The following is a 15,689-nucleotide window of genomic DNA, read 5'->3' as shown; positions in this document are numbered from 1 at the left end:
TTTAGGTAATAAAAATCCCTGCGGGTTGACGCATTAATAATTAAAACGTTTGTTATAAATTAATGTTCAATTAAATTTGGCATCACTAATTTATTCGGCAATTCTTTTGCTACCGTTTTAAATTGATTAATGACCCTAATTAACGAACGGATCTCTGCTTCCGTGAATTCACTAAACTTGGCGTTATAACGGGATTTATCAAACCCGGCTAAATAAAACATTGCATGCAACAATTTTTCATTGTTCATGACGCGGTTATTGGTGCGGTCACGCATAGATGCAATAAAATCGGCCAGTTGGCTGTTTGATTTTTTAATATCGTAAACAATCGGTGCCAGTAACTCAGCCGTTTTATTTAATCCTTTGATTTTCTCATCCAGCGTTAATGATACAGCGCGGCAGGGTTCAGTATTCGCCATGATATCACCTCATAATAGGGATAATAACGGGGTTAACATTGTTGTCGCTAAACCAATTGAAACTAAAGTCATCATCAATGAGTTTTTACAATTGGTATTAGTGGATTTTTTATTAAAATCATCACTGGAAATTTTATATTTGTACTGCATCCTCTGTAATTGGTTCATCTAACCGTTCCTCATATAACTGCCGACAAAAACTCAGCGCCTGCGCTTTGGAAGCAAATTTACCGTAGGAATATTCACTGTCCCCGATCTGGTAGCGGGTGAACGTGCAAACAGCGCTGGGACGTAACGGGCGAATTAATAACGTACCAAATTTAATTCGTCCCTTGCTTAATTCCACTGGTGTTGGTAGCGGCTTTCGCATATTGATTACCTCATCGTTATTATTATGTTGCCGACTTTTAGCCCTGTCCGGCGCAGGGTGTTGTGGTAAGCTGGAAATCGCACCATTCACACGACAGATCTTCATTAACCGTTAACTTAAATATAAAAGCCTTCGGATTTAACTTTTCGATGGCATTAATCACATCAGAAAAAAATCGAACAAATGTCTTATATGAAACTGACGGGCATTGATTGCTAATACCATCAACCATCAACACCACGGTTTTTCCACTATTACAGGCGTTATAGATCGCACGTAAGCTAGAAAGCGGGAAAATAATATTTTCAACATAGGTATATTTGTTTTCTATTTGAATAAATAAACCTGCACCGGGTGACATATTGTTGACTCTACCCTTGTTTAATTCCACGGGTGTTGGAATAGTATTTTGCATATTGATTACCTCTTAAAATACATTGAGGGCTTTTTTGATGGTTAAACAGTTCTTCCTAAGCAGTAATTTCAAACTCTCTTCATCATCAGCCCAATTGACCCCGAATGAAATCATTCTTTTGAGCACTGGCAATCCGTAAATAATATAGTTGTTATCTTTTCTATATTCTGAAAATGCGTGATGAAGAGTTCGGGCTATTTTTAAAACTTCATTTTCAGACTCCACTTTTTCCCATACAACATAACGATGCAAAACATCGTCCAGGCACAGAGCCATTTCACGGGACAGGAAGTTATTAAGCCGATTATCATCAGACGACTTTGATTCTGTGGCATTGATGGCTCGCTTTACCTCGTCAGCTAACTGATATGGTTGAACCTGTTTCACTTCCCCAAACCCAATCCGCACAGATTTAGAAAAAGGGTAATCACTCCCCGTTGCAACCTGCATAAACTGCCCCAGCGTGTCCTGAATATATTCAGGGGTGATTTCAACCTCGTCTTTGATATCAGCAAAAACATCATGCAGACGCGCCATCATCGTTAGTTGCAGTTTTGAACGTTCCAGGGATGTTGAGTTTTTCATTTTTTTACCTCATAGCTATTATGCTGTCATTACTTACTGCTTGCCGGCTTACAATGCTCTCTACCCTTTCCAATTCGGGCGGTATAACTCCCAAATCATCAACCAATTTATTAACCCGCTTAAACCAGCCAGCTTTCCAGCCGATACGCTCATCAGCAGATATCTTTCTATTGGCTTCATAAACCATTTCCAGCCACTCATTCCACATAATCATGAGATGAATTCGCCTGCCATTAACCATGCGTTCGCTTTTGATAGGTAAACAACCCAAGTAAGTTAATTTGCGGATGCTGCTTTCTGATTTCCCTGTACGGCGACAGAACTCCGTAACTGAGATTGGATCAGGGGTTTTAAACAATAATTGCAGTATCCCGATTAAATTATGAGCAGGCTCATCTACCTGATTGAACCACTGAGCTTTCCAGCTGATACGCTCATCAGGAGGCAATTTGCCGGTCACTTCATAAATCATTTCCAGCCACTCATTCCACATGATCATCAGACGCATATCACTAAATTCTGCACCGTTAATTTGGCGCTCGGTTCTGACAGGTAAGCGACGGCGGTCAACCAACTTACGCACACTGCTTTCCGTTCTCCCTGTACGGCGACGGAATTCATTAACCGTGATTGGATCTGGGATCTGAAACAACAATCTCAAAACTTGTTCATTCATGTGCTAATCTCTCTTTTTGGGGTATTTCTGTTACAGAACACCCCAAACTGGCTTACATGAACTAATAATGCACCATACAGATGAGAACTGCAATATGAAGATCACTATTGGAGAGAAATTATTATTGATGCGGGAAAGCGAGAGACTAAAAAGCCGCCCAGAAGCTGCTGAAATGCTTGGAATTCCTACCAATGCTTTATGGAGATATGAAAATGGAAAAACTATGCCAGATGTGGACGTCGTCACAAAAATTTTAAGTCACCCTAGATTTGAAAAATATGCTCTTTGGTTTGTAACTGGCAAAACAGCACCAGAGATAGGCCAAATTGCGCCAGCCCTATTCGATCCTAAAAATTATGAACAGGAGGAAAAATCTGCATGAAACTTAATGAAAAATTGAAAGAAATAGAAGCAGTCGAAAAAATAGGCTTACTTTTTTCGGAAAGTGAAGCCCCCAAAAGCTGGATCGCTATTAGCGCAATACTTAACCATAAAAAGGTAGAAAAATATTCAACTTGGTTTGTCACCGGAAAGATTGCTCCTGAAGCTGGTCAGATATCGCCGGCTATCGCACACAATGGGCGCGCGAGAACAATGTTTTCGCTTTAAGAGCCGAAAGTTGGCTATCTATTTATCAACACTATGTTTTTCAGACAGGTATAGAACTACCTCGTCTAACCGGAGGGCGCAGTCATGGCAATTAAGGCGCTTGAAGGTGGACGTTATAAAGTGGATGTAAGACCGCAGGGCAGATCGGGAAGACGAGTCCAGCGTATATTTAACAAGAAAGCGGATGCTGTCGCATTCGAGCGAAACATCTTAGCTAATGTTAATAATCAAGAATGGAAACCAACAGCAAAGGATCATAGAACGTTATCGGAACTTTTTGATATTTGGTGGGACTACGAGGGGCGCAACTTAACCTGGGGCGTAAAAAGAAAGCAGACAGTGATGGGGATGATCAGGGATATGGGTGATCCTGCTGCTTACCAGTTAACCTCTCGTTTTATAAACGAATATCGTTCCAGAAGGTTGTACGAAGGCATAAAAGCATCAACCATCAATAGAGATATGACAATGTTTGGCGGTATTTTCACTACCCTGATCGATATAAAGGAATATACAGGAATTCACCCAATTAAAGGTATAAAACCGCTCAAGGAAAAAACGCCGGAGATGTCTTATCTTACCAAGGAAGAAATTGCCACATTGTTAAGTGCAGTTACTGATGATGCTTGGCGTTTAACCGTTCTATGTTTAAACACTGGTGCAAGATGGGGAGAGGCGACTAAGCTAAAGGCCGAAAACATGCTGCATAATCGCGTTACGTTTACTGAAACAAAAAACGGTAAACACAGAACTATCCCTATTTCTGATAAGGTGATGAGGACAGTTAAGACTAAGCAGTCTGGTTTATTGTTTGATGTTAACTATCAATCATACAGGAAGTTACTGAAAGAGATAAAACCAGATCTACCTAATGGTCAAGCGGTGCATGTTTTGCGACACACGTTTGCCGCCCATTTTATGATGAATGGTGGAAATATATTAACCTTACAGAAGATTATGGGGCATGCCAGCATTCTGCAAACTATGACCTATGCTCATTTTGCTCAAGATTATCTATTGGACGCTATTAAATTTAATCCACTAAAGGGATGTATCCACATTCCATCCACACTATCGGGAGAAAGTGGGCAATCATAGCACCCTAATAGATTTATAACCTATTGAAATACAACGGCAGCCCTTGTATAAAGGACTGCCTTATCCCCGCTAGTCGGGGTTTTTCATCTCTGGTGAGAAGTCATGGAAAATATTATCCAAAAAATTAATGAATTGAGAACAACATTACGCCATCACGAATATTTGTATCATGTTATGGATGCGCCAGAGATCCCTGATGCAGAATATGATCGCTTGATGCGAGAATTAAAAGCACTGGAAGAGCAACATCCAGAACTGGTTACTGCGGATTCTCCTACCCAACGAGTGGGAGCGGCGCCGTTAACGGCATTTGAACAGGTACGCCATGAGATCCCTATGTTATCTCTGGATAACGTATTTGATGAAGAGAGTTATTTGGCATTTGACAAACGCGTTCGTGATCGTCTGAAAGACAGCCAGGATTTGGTGTTTTGTTGTGAACTAAAACTTGATGGTCTGGCGGTCAGTTTGCTGTATGAAAATGGGGAATTGGTACAGGCCGCGACTCGTGGCGATGGGACAACGGGGGAGAATATTACCGCTAACGTCCGTACTATTCATGCTATTCCCTTGCGTTTGAAAGGGGATAATATTCCCGCTCGCATCGAAATTCGTGGTGAAGTTTTTATGAAGCACGCTGGATTTGAGGAATTCAATGAAGAAGCGCGTCGCACAGGAAATAAAGTCTTCGCTAATCCCCGCAACGCGGCTGCCGGATCACTACGCCAGCTTGACCCACGCATTACTGCCAAACGCCCATTGACTTTCTATTGCTATGGGGTTGGTGTTCTGGAAGGCGGAAAGTTACCCGCAAGTCACTACGAACGCCTGATGCAATTCAAGCGGTGGGGACTGCCTGTCAATGACAACGTGAAGTTATGCCAGGGAACGCAACGGGTGATGGATTTCTACCACGACATTGAGCAGAAGCGGCCGACTCTGGGCTTTGATATTGATGGAATTGTCGTCAAGGTCGATTCCCTCGTATTACAAGAAAGATTGGGGTTTGTTGCCAGAGCACCACGTTGGGCGACAGCTTTCAAGTTTCCGGCTCAAGAACAGATGACTATCATCCGTGATGTTGAGTTTCAGGTAGGGCGTACTGGTGCCATTACTCCGGTTGCTCGTTTGGAGCCTGTATTGGTGGCAGGTGTTACGGTGAGTAATGCCACACTGCACAATGCCGATGAAATTGAACGTCTGGGGCTGCGCATTGGCGATACGGTGATTATTCGTCGTGCCGGAGATGTTATTCCGCAAGTCGTGGGCGTTGTTCATGAAAACAGACCAGCAGAAACTCAGGAAGTCATTTTTCCCGTACATTGTCCGGTTTGTGGTTCAGATATAGAGCGCGTTGAAGGTGAAGCTGTCGCTCGTTGTACTGGCGGTTTATTCTGCGGTGCACAGCGTAAAGAAGCTCTGAAACATTTTGTTTCCCGTCGTGCTATGGATGTTGATGGCATGGGCGAAAAAATTATTGAGCAGCTTGTGGATAAAGAGTATGTCAAAACACCGGCTGAGCTTTTCCGGCTGACAGCCGGAAAATTAACGGGTCTTGAGCGAATGGGGCCTAAGTCTGCGCAAAATGTTATTAATGCCTTGGAAAAAGCGAAGAAAACCACTTTCGCACGCTTTATTTACTCTTTAGGTATTCGTGAAGTTGGCGAAGCGACAGCCGCCAACCTGGTTGCTCATTTTGGCACATTAGAAAAACTACGTGCAGCGGATATTGACGCTTTGATTGCAGTGCAGGATGTAGGAGGCGTTGTTGCCCGCCATGTTGTGAATTTCTTTAATGAGCCACACAATCAGGTTGTGATTGATGATCTGGTTAATAATATTGGTATTCATTGGGAATCGACTGAAAGTTTGAATTTTGATGAAGTCGACAGTCCATTTGCCGGTAAGACAGTAGTCTTGACGGGCTCATTGAGCCGTTTATCCCGAGACGAAGCTAAAGATAAGCTGACCGCCTTAGGTGCAAAAGTGACAGGAAGTGTATCTAAGAAAACAGATCTGGTTATTGCTGGTGAAGCTGCGGGTTCTAAGTTAGCTAAAGCTAGTGAACTGGGAATTTCTGTTATTGATGAAGAAGAAATGCTTCGTTTATTGGGTGAATAATACGTATTCCATTTAGGGACGCGATTATTAAAGTGTGATCGAGTTAGCTAAATAGAGATTTGTGACCATTTAGATAGTAAACTAATGTGATAGTAATCAAATTTTACTGTTATGTGTTGCATAAAATACAGGTATAAATTTGCACAAACTCGTGTTTGGAGCTCTTCTTTATGACTATGTCTCATATTTTCCATTTTATCCTCGCATTGGTCGTCATTGGCGGCCTGGCGATTTTGGCTAGTAATAACCGGAAGGATATTAAATTTCGTTATATAATTCAGTTGCTTGTGATTGAACTCTTTTTGGGATGGTTCTTCCTGAACTCTAACGCGGGTTTGGGAATAGTGAAAGGATTTGACAATTTATTTATCCATCTTTTGTCTTATGCAGCAAAAGGCACCAGCTTTGTTTTCGGTGGCATGATAGAAGCGAACCTGGCCTTTTTCTTTTTGAATGTCTTGTGTCCTATTATCTTTATCTCTGCCCTGATTGGGATTTTGCAACATATCAAAGTGCTGCCAATTGTCATCCGTGTGATCGGTACAGTACTGTCTAAAATCAACGGCATGGGTAAACTGGAATCATTTAATGCGGTGAGTTCATTGATTCTGGGGCAATCAGAAAACTTTATTGCTTATAAAAATGTGTTGGGCAAAATGTCTGAACGCCGGATGTATACGATGGCGGCAACGGCAATGTCCACGGTATCTATGTCTATCGTCGGTGCTTACATGACGATGCTGGATGCAAAATATGTGGTTGCAGCATTGATCCTCAATATGTTCAGCACTTTTATCATCTTGTCTCTCATCAATCCTTACTCTGTTGAGAGCGAAGAAGAAATCCATATGAGCAACCTCCACGAGGGGCAAAGTTTCTTTGAAATGCTGGGTGAATATATTCTGACGGGTTTCAAAGTGGCTTTGATTGTCACTGCGATGTTGATTGGTTTTATTGCTTTGATTGCGGGAATTAACGCAATTTTCCATCTGATATTTGGGGTTACCTTCCAAGAGTGCATGGGATATGTGTTTTATCCGTTTGCATGGATCATCGGTATTCCAGGTGATGAAGCGCTGAAGGTAGGCAGTATCATGGCAACCAAGTTGGTTTCCAACGAATTTGTAGCGATGCAGAGCATGCAAGAAATGTCTGCTCAATTAAGTGAACATTCGAAAGGCATTCTGTCCGTGTTTTTAGTCTCTTTCGCTAACTTCGGCTCCATCGGGATTGTTTCTGGTGCTATTAAAGGGCTGGATGAAAAACAGGGTAATACTGTTGCGCGTTTTGGCATGAAATTGCTGTTTGGCTCAACGCTGGTGAGTTTCCTCTCCGCAGCCATTACCGGACTGATTTTGAGCATCTAAATCTATTTTATTGGATTTGATAAAAAACAATCGAAAGTGGCGTCTTGGCAGGCGCCACTTTTTTATATTTGCTGGAAACTGTCTAATAGCACGCGTATTTTGCGGGATTAATTGAAGTTATTGGATGTTTTCCAATCGAATAGAGAGAGGCTATCTATATGGAGAACCATACCATACGGAGGGTGACAATCAGCCTCTACTTGAATCATTAATACAGATAACTAATGCATATATAAGAAAAATCCCTGAAAACTCGCGCTTTCAGGGATTCAGAATTTTGGTGGAGCTAAGCGGGATCGAACCGCTGACCTCTTGCATGCCATGCAAGCGCTCTCCCAGCTGAGCTATAGCCCCACAAATGTGGTTCAGGTTTTGAATACCAAATACTGATTACTCTGATGAGTCAATAAGATAAGTATTTGGTGGAGCTAAGCGGGATCGAACCGCTGACCTCTTGCATGCCATGCAAGCGCTCTCCCAGCTGAGCTATAGCCCCAAATCAAAATCCTGTGGAACGGGGCGAATCATATGAAACCCAGAGAATTCTGTCAATGAATTCATTAACATTCTCTGTGTAAACGCTGAAAAAGCCATCAGTGACCAAATTTGGAGAGCAAAAATAAAGGCACTGCATAAATTGAGTGCCTTTATTATTCAGATTATTTTGACGCAATATCGATAAATGACGATTTATTGCGCTTCACGCTGAGTAATATAATCCAGAGCCTTATCAATACGAGCTAATGAACGTGCTTGGTTAATAGCATGGATTGTTACATCAACACTTGGCGACTGGCCAGCACCTGTTACAGCAACACGCAGTGGCATGCCTACTTTACCCATACCTACTTCCAGTTCGTCAGCCGTGGCCTGAATAGCGTGATGGATATTCTCAGGTGTCCATTCTGTGATAGCTGCCAGTTTCGCACGGGCAACTTCTAATGGCTGGCGAGCAACTGGGCGCAGATGTTTTTTCGCCGCATCCGCATCAAACTCGGCAAACTCTTCATAGAAATAACGGCAAGATTCAGCCATTTCTTTCAGTGTTTTGCAGCGTTCACCCAACAGTTTGATCAAATCAACCAGTTCTGGACCTGTTCGAGTATCAATACCTTGCTGTTCAATATGCCATGCTAAATGTACAGCAACTTGCTCTGCTGGCAGGGTATTGATGTAATGATGGTTCAACCATTGCAGCTTTTCCGTATTGAACGCGCTGGCAGATTTGCTGATGGCATCAAGGCTAAACAATTCAGTCATTTCTTCAACGCTGAAAATCTCCTGATCGCCATGTGACCAGCCCAGACGTACCAGATAGTTCAACAGTGCTTCTGGTAGATAACCATCATCACGGTATTGCATTACGCTGACTGCACCGTGGCGCTTGGACAGTTTTTTACCATCGTCGCCGAGGATCATAGAAACATGGGCATATTCTGGGACAGGAGCGCCGAGTGCTTTCAGGATATTGATCTGACGTGGGGTATTGTTGATATGGTCTTCACCACGAATAACATGGGTGATTTCCATATCCCAATCATCAATTACCACACAGAAGTTATAAGTTGGTGAACCGTCGGTACGGCGAATGATCAAATCATCCAGCTCTTGGTTACTGAATTCAATCGAGCCACGGATGCTGTCATTAAACACGACAGAACCTTCTTGTGGATTGCGGAAACGTACAACATGTGGCTCATCGTGACTGTGCTGGCACTCGCTATCACGGCATTTTCCGTCATAACGTGGTTTTTCACCATTAGCCATCTGAGTTTCACGCAATTGTTCCAAACGCTCTTTAGAACAATAACAGCGGTAAGCAGTATCTTGCTCCAACATTTCATCAATCACCTGATTGTAACGGTCGAAACGTTTGGTTTGATAATAAGGGCCTTCATCCCAATTCAGATTTAACCAGTTCATCCCGTCCATAATTGCGTCGATGGCTTCTTGGGTAGAACGTTCCAGATCGGTATCTTCGATGCGAAGAACAAATTCACCTTTATTGTGGCGACTGTATAACCAGGAATAAAGAGCAGTACGCGCACCACCAACATGCAGATAGCCAGTAGGACTTGGTGCAAAACGGGTTTTAATTTTACTCATCAGGAATTGCCTTAATTACGTTTCTCTTTATTAGAGAGCGTGTTGGATGATTGAAGTAACAACAGTGGGGGTTATTTTATCACTGCACTTCAATTCCTCAATGGCGTTAACGGCAGGTTATTGAGAAAAGCTAAAATAAGCTGCTTAAATGATATCATTGCGTGATTATAATTGTTTCATTCTGTTTAATTTTACGACGAACGATTGTTTTGGTGATAAAAAGCGTTGACTCACTTCGAACTATCCCTATAATGCGACTCCATCACGACGGGGCGATTAGCTCAGTTGGTAGAGCATCTCCCTTACAAGGAGGGGGTCATCAGTTCGAATCTGGTATCGCCCACCATATTTCTCGTAGTGATAAAAATGATTTTATGATTGGGCGATTAGCTCAGTTGGTAGAGCATCTCCCTTACAAGGAGGGGGTCATCAGTTCGAATCTGGTATCGCCCACCAATCATAAATCAGTGGTATTGATGTCGTTAATAGTCATCGTGAAGTGGGCGATTAGCTCAGTTGGTAGAGCATCTCCCTTACAAGGAGGGGGTCATCAGTTCGAATCTGGTATCGCCCACCACTTCATTAGGTTGTTTCGTATCTAGTATCACACTGATATTTAGAATGGGTCGTTAGCTCAGTCGGTAGAGCAGTTGACTTTTAATCAATTGGTCGCAGGTTCGAATCCTGCACGACCCACCATTCAAATATCAAAATCAAAATTATCTAATTGGGTCGTTAGCTCAGTCGGTAGAGCAGTTGACTTTTAATCAATTGGTCGCAGGTTCGAATCCTGCACGACCCACCATTTAGATATCAAAATCAGAATTACCTAATTGGGTCGTTAGCTCAGTCGGTAGAGCAGTTGACTTTTAATCAATTGGTCGCAGGTTCGAATCCTGCACGACCCACCATTTAGGTATCAAGATATGAAGTGGGCGATTAGCTCAGTTGGTAGAGCATCTCCCTTACAAGGAGGGGGTCATCAGTTCGAATCTGGTATCGCCCACCACTTCATTCCGGCATTTCTTATCAGATCCCGCCTACTTTAGAGCCATATCTCCTGAATACTGTTTCTGTTGATACACATAACCTCGCACTTATTTTGCCTTTAATCCATAGCCCTTGAATTTTTCCAGAACTTGCTGCATTTCTGCCGGAGAAAGTATTGGCACTGTTTCCAGTATTGGCAGCACTTTCAAATAAAGTTGTGCCAATATCTCAATTTCATTGGCCAGCCATAGCGCTTTTTCCAGATTAACTTCCATGACAATCATGCCATGATGCTGCATCAATAATGCCTTACTGTATGCGATCCCCTTTTTTACATTGTCAGCTAGTTCAGCCGTCCCAAAAGTGGCATAAGGAATGCAGGGAATATGATCGATGCCTGTAACGGCAACCATGTAGTGGATAGCGGGTATAGCATGATTGAGGATAGAAACTGCCGTGGCATTAACCGCATGGTTATGTACAACAGCATTGAGATCAGAACGTACTTGATAGCAAGAGAGATGAAAATGCCATTCGCTGGAAGGCACCTTATCGGCTGCATATTTCCCCTGATTACTGACAAATACGATTTGATCAGGGGTTAGCTTTTCATAAGCTATACCACTGGGAGTAATCAGAAAACCGTCTTGATAGCGGGCACTGATATTACCCGATGTTCCTTGGTTCAATCCAAGTGCGTTCATTTTGAGACAAGTTTCAATAATTTCTTGGGCGATTTGCGCTCTATTCATCATTTTTACCTTGCATGATAATGACGATTACCCACACAGATCAGGGAAAAGCGCCCGTAATCCTTCCGCACTGGCATCACAAACCCCACGTTCAGTAATCAATCCGGTGATAAGTTCAGCAGGCGTAACATCAAAAGCATAGTTTTCGCAAGATGTACCTTGTGGCACTGTATTGACCCAGCTTCGTACCCCTTCGGGTGTGATGCCATATACGTGGGATTGTTCTTCTCCTGAGCGTTGCTCAATGGGAATTTCTTTTACGCCATCCCAGACGGTAAAGTCCAATGTAGGGGATGGCAGGGCAACGTAAAAAGGCACCTGGTTGGCTTTAGCTGCTAATGCCTTGAGATAAGTACCAATTTTGTTACATACATCGCCTTGGGCAGTTGTCCGGTCTGTGCCGACAATGCAGAGATCCACTTTGCCATGTTGCATCAAATGACCACCGGCGTTATCAGCAATTAAAGTATGGGGTACACCATGTGAACCTAATTCGAAAGCAGTTAATCCTCCTTGATTACGTGGGCGGGTTTCATCAACCCAGACATGCACCTTAATTCCGGCATCATGTGCCATATAAACTGGTGCCAGAGCGGTTCCCCAATCTACCGTCGCGAGCCATCCGGCATTGCAGTGAGTTAAAATATTGACCGTTTCGCTTGTTAGTTTGGTTTGTGCGATATTCTGGATTATTTTTAGTCCGTGTTCACCAATTTTGCGACAAAGTTCCACATCTTCATCTGCAATTTCATTGGCGATATGATAAGCCGTTGCTTCACGCTGTGAATGTTCGATATTTTCTAGTGCCCGATAAGTTCGATTCAACGCCCACTTTAAATTGATCGCAGTAGGTCGGGTTTTCACTAACATAGTGTAAGCTTGTCGCAGATTTTCATCGCTGCTTTCTTGACGCATTGCCAAAGCCATACCATATGCGGCGACGGCACCAATCAAAGGCGCTCCCCGTACCCACATTTCTTTGATGGCTGTGGCAGCATCTTGCATAGTGCGTAGTTGAATAGTCTGTATTTCAAAAGGAAGTTTTGTCTGATCGAAAATTTCGACGGTATAACCATCATCAGCGAGCCAAACAGAACGATAATGCGTGCCATTAATTTTCATATCAACCTCTTAACACTGCGCAATATAGCGTCTAATTAGCGAAAAAGTGGGATAGTTTTCTCGATTGACTATCAATTCTCGTGCCAGTTTTAGCGCCCGTTTTTCACAGATAGCACGCTGGTTTTGATTTTCAATTTGTTTGAAATCGGCAACACCAGCAAACCCAACAATACGCCGATTGATTTCTAAGCCAGCATAGGCAAGTGTGTCTTTAAATAAGGTAGCAAGAAAGTCATCTTGTACTGTTTTTAAAAAGGCAGCATCAAATGTGCCTTGTTGGTAAAGCACGACAGGATAGGCATCCCCAATGTCTTTTTCGTTCCATAATTGACGAAAATGGCGTTCAAACACCGACCAGGTTGTTTCTATTTGACCGAAAAGCCATGTTTGGTAATCAACGCATTGCGCATTATTTTCTCGCAGGGCTGGCTGGGCGAAGTAAGCCATCAATAAATTACCGATATAGTTACCGATATCAAACGCCATTGGCCCCATAAAACTAAATTCTGGGTCAATAACTTTGGTGGAATTTGGCGTTACCATGATTGAGCCGGAATGGAGATCACCATGTAGCAAGGCTTGAGCTTGTGTCATGAATTGATACTTATACTGCATGGCGGTTTGAATAAGTGCTCGATCTTGCCAAATGGAGGCGATCTCATCGTCAAGTTGGGGAGACGTCCAGTCATTTCTCTCTGCATTAAAATAGGGCTCAGTAAAAATCAGATCTTCAGTGATCTTACAAAGTTCATGATTATGAGCGAAGCAAGCAATAAGATTTTTTTTCTCTTTACCAGCCATGCCAATATCGGAAGTATGGAACAGCGTATTCGCAAGGAAAATGCCAATATCTTCGGCGAGATGGGGAAACTTTTCTCCAGCAATAAGGCGCTTGCGTAGGATGATGTGCTGGGATAAGTACTCCATGACAAAGAGAGACATTTTCTCATCATAAAAATAGACATCAGGAACATATTCTTTGGCGACTTTTCTTTCTTCAATCAAGGCATGATATTCAAAATGCACACGAACAAGGGAAAGCGGCCATGATTCACCCGCAGCCCGTACATAAGGCAGAGACTGCTTTACGACGATCGTTTTTTCTTTTCCAGAGACAATAAATACTAAATTAAGATTTCCATCACCCACTTCTTGAATTTGCCAGGTTTCAGGGGAACCGCCTGGTGAAATGGTTGTTGGTAAATTTTTAGCAAGATAATGTGATAAAGATTCGCAGGTTTGCGGGATATACCCTGTAGGGAGATGAGCAGACATTATTTTTCATCCTGATAATTTCATGAAGGAAAGTTCATAAACTGCACAGCGATAACTCATTCTGCTGTAATGAAATTTACATTTGTTAACTATAGATATGCAAAAGTAGGGTGTCTGTGATGGGACTAACGAATTCCTATTGAGTGAAATATTCTGTTTTTATTCGACTAACATCAAACGAGTATCAACTATGTTTGAGGTTTTGGCAGAGGAGGAAGGCCATAAGCAGCTCTGGCACGATCGCAGCTTTCATTATAGTCATCTGTTTCCCAGGCTTGGGGAAATTCTCTGCAAGGTGAGGGTCTGTTATCATAGATAGAACAGGAAACCGATTTACCAATTTCACCGCATAAATTGATGCATCGGGGGTGAGGTTCGTTTGTGCCTTTCATGCAGCGCCTGAAATCATTTAATTTTTCGGTCATAGATACGGGAACTGTACCGCCACCATCCTCAGCTTCAGCCCAATAAAATGAAACCCGAAAATATGCACAGCAAGCACCGCAGCTAATACAGGGGTTGTCTTGTAACTTAGATTGAGAAATTAGCATCTTACTCATACCAGAGTCGCTATCTGATGTTTAAGGTATTTACTTAGGAAAAATAACCTTTCCTCAAAAGCCCGTTTTCCAATGGAAAGTGAGTCTCCTTAAAAATAAATTATGTTGTCAAATGATATTTATTTTCAAGATAAATTTATATCTTTTTGATGTAATTTAAGTTATTTAATAGATTATTCCTTTAGCAAAGAAAATATAGCTGGATAGACCTTATCTAAATCAATATCGTTGACATTTTTAGGATCGTATAATGTGATAGATTTATCTTTTTTAGCCAGTGGTGCCCAGTTTTCCGGTTTTGTTACACCGTAAAAAGCAATAAGCTTTTTCTGTAGTGCGGCTGCTAAATGGCAAATACCGCCATCACCGACAACAACGAGTGTCATGCTGTTCAATAAAGATAAAAAAGAGCTCAGAGAATCAGATACGACGACTTCACTATTTTTTCCTATACGTGATTTTAAATCCTCAGCTAAAGGAATATCAGACTTATACGAGGAAATGAAAAATTTTGTATCTGGGTAACTTTCAAGGATTTTATTCGCGATTAAAGTGAGGTGTTCATTATTTATGAGGCTGTATTTTCTATTGTTAGATACAGAAAATAAAATCATGGGTGAGTACCGTTCAATAGAACGAAAGGTATTTTTAAAATTGATACAAGGGAAAAGCTCAGGAGATAATTCATTCTCATTAGGTGAAAATGTACGCAATACTTTTAATGCCTGATGGTAACCATTGACTTGTTCCTGATTCACTGGATAGTTAATTAACTTTGCATGCCAATGCTTATCTGTAACAACAGCATAGCGTTTTTTAGCCCCTAATAGCCATAAGAATAGATTATTTAGCTTCATAGGTGTGGGTTTGGCTGATATAGCAATATCAAATTTTTTCCGACGAAATGCTAATGCAGTTTTAATAATAGCCAGGTATTTATTTCCTTTAGGGATAATGCAGATATTGATTTCAGGACACAAATAATAAGCAAGTTCAGCATTACCTGAATCTATAAATAGGCTGATCTCTGCGTTGGGATATCTTTTCTGTAAAAACTTTATTAATGGCTGAGTGCAAATGAGATCACCAAATCCATTTCTACGTAATATGGCTATTTTCATATGATATGATCAAAATTAAAAGTTATATCGTTTAAATTAATTTAATGATAGCAGAATTAAGTCCGTTTTTAATCCCCTTAATTCCAGCTCCTGATTTTTTTTA

General features: G+C 41.8%; 16 protein-coding genes and 9 tRNA genes. 12 read left to right on the top strand and 13 right to left on the bottom strand.

Translation table 11 applies throughout. The features are described from left to right. Positions 1 to 59 precede the first annotated feature (59 nt). The 5 genes from Xedl_RS07070 to Xedl_RS33550 form a co-directional block, all read right to left on the bottom strand. Positions 60 to 419 carry a DUF5347 family protein gene (locus Xedl_RS07070; RefSeq protein ID WP_074023120.1) on the bottom strand — a complete coding sequence of 120 codons (360 nt, stop codon included), beginning with the start codon at positions 417 to 419 and terminating at the stop codon, positions 60 to 62. A 133-nt stretch (positions 420 to 552) separates the two neighbouring features. Continuing rightward, positions 553 to 789, bottom strand: coding sequence for a hypothetical protein (locus tag Xedl_RS07065; RefSeq protein WP_074023119.1), 237 nt, complete (start codon positions 787 to 789; stop codon positions 553 to 555). Between the two features lie 37 nt (positions 790 to 826). After that, complete coding sequence (locus Xedl_RS07060) at positions 827 to 1,204, bottom strand: hypothetical protein (protein WP_074023118.1); 378 nt, start codon at positions 1,202 to 1,204, stop codon at positions 827 to 829. A gap of 12 nt (positions 1,205 to 1,216) precedes the next feature. Next, a complete protein-coding gene (locus tag Xedl_RS07055) occupies positions 1,217 to 1,789 on the bottom strand; it encodes a hypothetical protein (RefSeq protein WP_074023117.1) in 573 nt (190 codons plus the stop codon). Positions 1,790 to 1,793: 4 nt separating this feature from the next. Next, positions 1,794 to 2,465 carry a hypothetical protein gene (locus Xedl_RS33550; RefSeq protein ID WP_244149680.1) on the bottom strand — a complete coding sequence of 224 codons (672 nt, stop codon included), beginning with the start codon at positions 2,463 to 2,465 and terminating at the stop codon, positions 1,794 to 1,796. A 94-nt stretch (positions 2,466 to 2,559) separates the two neighbouring features. Here Xedl_RS33550 and Xedl_RS07040 point away from each other — a divergent pair, with 94 nt between their 5' ends. The 5 genes from Xedl_RS07040 to Xedl_RS07020 all read left to right on the top strand — a co-directional run bounded on the left by Xedl_RS07040 (position 2,560) and on the right by Xedl_RS07020 (position 7,660). Next, positions 2,560 to 2,847: a helix-turn-helix domain-containing protein gene (locus tag Xedl_RS07040; RefSeq protein WP_074023116.1), complete on the top strand. Its 288-nt coding sequence runs from the start codon at positions 2,560 to 2,562 to the stop codon at positions 2,845 to 2,847. Then, a complete protein-coding gene (locus tag Xedl_RS33545) occupies positions 2,844 to 3,074 on the top strand; it encodes a hypothetical protein (protein ID WP_074023115.1) in 231 nt (76 codons plus the stop codon). Before Xedl_RS07040 ends, Xedl_RS33545 begins: the two co-directional genes overlap by 4 nt. A gap of 84 nt (positions 3,075 to 3,158) precedes the next feature. After that, positions 3,159 to 4,172 (top strand): phage integrase, encoded by a 1,014-nt coding sequence (locus tag Xedl_RS07030; RefSeq protein WP_074023114.1) that lies wholly within the window; start codon positions 3,159 to 3,161, stop codon positions 4,170 to 4,172. 102 nt (positions 4,173 to 4,274) lie between these two features. Beyond that, complete coding sequence (gene ligA, locus Xedl_RS07025; protein ID WP_074023113.1) at positions 4,275 to 6,293, top strand: NAD-dependent DNA ligase LigA; 2,019 nt, start codon at positions 4,275 to 4,277, stop codon at positions 6,291 to 6,293. A gap of 176 nt (positions 6,294 to 6,469) precedes the next feature. Further along, positions 6,470 to 7,660 carry a NupC/NupG family nucleoside CNT transporter gene (locus Xedl_RS07020; protein WP_074023226.1) on the top strand — a complete coding sequence of 397 codons (1,191 nt, stop codon included), beginning with the start codon at positions 6,470 to 6,472 and terminating at the stop codon, positions 7,658 to 7,660. Between the two features lie 278 nt (positions 7,661 to 7,938). Here Xedl_RS07020 and Xedl_RS07015 read toward each other — a convergent pair. The 3 genes from Xedl_RS07015 to gltX form a co-directional block, all read right to left on the bottom strand. Further along, positions 7,939 to 8,014 (bottom strand) — tRNA-Ala (locus Xedl_RS07015). Positions 8,015 to 8,080: 66 nt separating this feature from the next. Next, positions 8,081 to 8,156: transfer RNA gene (locus Xedl_RS07010), tRNA-Ala, on the bottom strand. Between the two features lie 194 nt (positions 8,157 to 8,350). Then, positions 8,351 to 9,766: a glutamate--tRNA ligase gene (gene gltX, locus Xedl_RS07005; protein WP_074023112.1), complete on the bottom strand. Its 1,416-nt coding sequence runs from the start codon at positions 9,764 to 9,766 to the stop codon at positions 8,351 to 8,353. Between the two features lie 270 nt (positions 9,767 to 10,036). On the opposite strand from gltX, the gene Xedl_RS07000 reads away from it, so the two are divergent. The 7 genes from Xedl_RS07000 (at position 10,037) to Xedl_RS06970 (ending at position 10,775) form a co-directional block, all read left to right on the top strand. Continuing rightward, a tRNA-Val gene (locus tag Xedl_RS07000) sits at positions 10,037 to 10,112 on the top strand. 34 nt (positions 10,113 to 10,146) lie between these two features. Continuing rightward, positions 10,147 to 10,222, top strand: a tRNA-Val gene (locus Xedl_RS06995). A 45-nt stretch (positions 10,223 to 10,267) separates the two neighbouring features. Next, a tRNA-Val gene (locus Xedl_RS06990) sits at positions 10,268 to 10,343 on the top strand. A 46-nt stretch (positions 10,344 to 10,389) separates the two neighbouring features. Further along, positions 10,390 to 10,465: transfer RNA gene (locus Xedl_RS06985), tRNA-Lys, on the top strand. A 30-nt stretch (positions 10,466 to 10,495) separates the two neighbouring features. Further along, positions 10,496 to 10,571 (top strand) — tRNA-Lys (locus tag Xedl_RS06980). A gap of 30 nt (positions 10,572 to 10,601) precedes the next feature. Next, positions 10,602 to 10,677, top strand: a tRNA-Lys gene (locus tag Xedl_RS06975). Between the two features lie 22 nt (positions 10,678 to 10,699). Then, a tRNA-Val gene (locus Xedl_RS06970) sits at positions 10,700 to 10,775 on the top strand. Between the two features lie 88 nt (positions 10,776 to 10,863). On the opposite strand, the gene Xedl_RS06965 is transcribed toward Xedl_RS06970, so the two are convergent. The 5 genes from Xedl_RS06965 to Xedl_RS06945 form a co-directional block, all read right to left on the bottom strand. After that, entirely contained in the window at positions 10,864 to 11,508 is a 645-nt protein-coding gene (locus tag Xedl_RS06965; RefSeq protein ID WP_074023111.1) for an L-fuculose-phosphate aldolase, read from the bottom strand. Between the two features lie 27 nt (positions 11,509 to 11,535). Continuing rightward, positions 11,536 to 12,630 (bottom strand): S-methyl-5-thioribose-1-phosphate isomerase, encoded by a 1,095-nt coding sequence (gene mtnA, locus Xedl_RS06960; RefSeq protein WP_074023110.1) that lies wholly within the window; start codon positions 12,628 to 12,630, stop codon positions 11,536 to 11,538. Between the two features lie 9 nt (positions 12,631 to 12,639). Then, positions 12,640 to 13,905, bottom strand: a complete 1,266-nt coding sequence (gene mtnK, locus Xedl_RS06955) for an S-methyl-5-thioribose kinase (RefSeq protein ID WP_074023109.1) — start codon at positions 13,903 to 13,905, stop codon at positions 12,640 to 12,642. 188 nt (positions 13,906 to 14,093) lie between these two features. Next, positions 14,094 to 14,465 carry a YkgJ family cysteine cluster protein gene (locus Xedl_RS06950; protein ID WP_074023108.1) on the bottom strand — a complete coding sequence of 124 codons (372 nt, stop codon included), beginning with the start codon at positions 14,463 to 14,465 and terminating at the stop codon, positions 14,094 to 14,096. Positions 14,466 to 14,638: 173 nt separating this feature from the next. After that, the gene (locus tag Xedl_RS06945) at positions 14,639 to 15,586 is read right to left on the bottom strand and encodes a glycosyltransferase family 9 protein (RefSeq protein WP_074023107.1); all 948 of its coding nucleotides are present in this window, start codon (positions 15,584 to 15,586) and stop codon (positions 14,639 to 14,641) included. Between the last annotated feature and the right edge of the window lie 103 nt (positions 15,587 to 15,689).

Source organism: Xenorhabdus eapokensis (genome assembly GCF_001908105.1).
Note: the sequence above shows the minus strand (reverse complement) of the source record. Positions and strands in the feature narration are given on the sequence as shown.

What these genes read in the sequence shown, in the direction of transcription:
- gltX (WP_074023112.1), bottom strand. Translation starts at nt 9,766, where the DNA reads ATGAGTAAAATTAAAACCCGTTTTGCACCAAGTCCTACTGGCTATCTG.
- Xedl_RS07055 (WP_074023117.1), bottom strand. Translation starts at nt 1,789, where the DNA reads ATGAAAAACTCAACATCCCTGGAACGTTCAAAACTGCAACTAACGATG.
- ligA (WP_074023113.1), top strand. Translation starts at nt 4,275, where the DNA reads ATGGAAAATATTATCCAAAAAATTAATGAATTGAGAACAACATTACGC.
- Xedl_RS06945 (WP_074023107.1), bottom strand. Translation starts at nt 15,586, where the DNA reads ATGAAAATAGCCATATTACGTAGAAATGGATTTGGTGATCTCATTTGC.
- Xedl_RS33545 (WP_074023115.1), top strand. Translation starts at nt 2,844, where the DNA reads ATGAAACTTAATGAAAAATTGAAAGAAATAGAAGCAGTCGAAAAAATA.
- Xedl_RS07040 (WP_074023116.1), top strand. Translation starts at nt 2,560, where the DNA reads ATGAAGATCACTATTGGAGAGAAATTATTATTGATGCGGGAAAGCGAG.
- Xedl_RS06950 (WP_074023108.1), bottom strand. Translation starts at nt 14,465, where the DNA reads ATGAGTAAGATGCTAATTTCTCAATCTAAGTTACAAGACAACCCCTGT.
- Xedl_RS06965 (WP_074023111.1), bottom strand. Translation starts at nt 11,508, where the DNA reads ATGAATAGAGCGCAAATCGCCCAAGAAATTATTGAAACTTGTCTCAAA.
- mtnA (WP_074023110.1), bottom strand. Translation starts at nt 12,630, where the DNA reads ATGAAAATTAATGGCACGCATTATCGTTCTGTTTGGCTCGCTGATGAT.
- Xedl_RS07070 (WP_074023120.1), bottom strand. Translation starts at nt 419, where the DNA reads ATGGCGAATACTGAACCCTGCCGCGCTGTATCATTAACGCTGGATGAG.
- Xedl_RS33550 (WP_244149680.1), bottom strand. Translation starts at nt 2,465, where the DNA reads ATGAATGAACAAGTTTTGAGATTGTTGTTTCAGATCCCAGATCCAATC.
- Xedl_RS07065 (WP_074023119.1), bottom strand. Translation starts at nt 789, where the DNA reads ATGCGAAAGCCGCTACCAACACCAGTGGAATTAAGCAAGGGACGAATT.
- mtnK (WP_074023109.1), bottom strand. Translation starts at nt 13,905, where the DNA reads ATGTCTGCTCATCTCCCTACAGGGTATATCCCGCAAACCTGCGAATCT.
- Xedl_RS07020 (WP_074023226.1), top strand. Translation starts at nt 6,470, where the DNA reads ATGTCTCATATTTTCCATTTTATCCTCGCATTGGTCGTCATTGGCGGC.
- Xedl_RS07030 (WP_074023114.1), top strand. Translation starts at nt 3,159, where the DNA reads ATGGCAATTAAGGCGCTTGAAGGTGGACGTTATAAAGTGGATGTAAGA.
- Xedl_RS07060 (WP_074023118.1), bottom strand. Translation starts at nt 1,204, where the DNA reads ATGCAAAATACTATTCCAACACCCGTGGAATTAAACAAGGGTAGAGTC.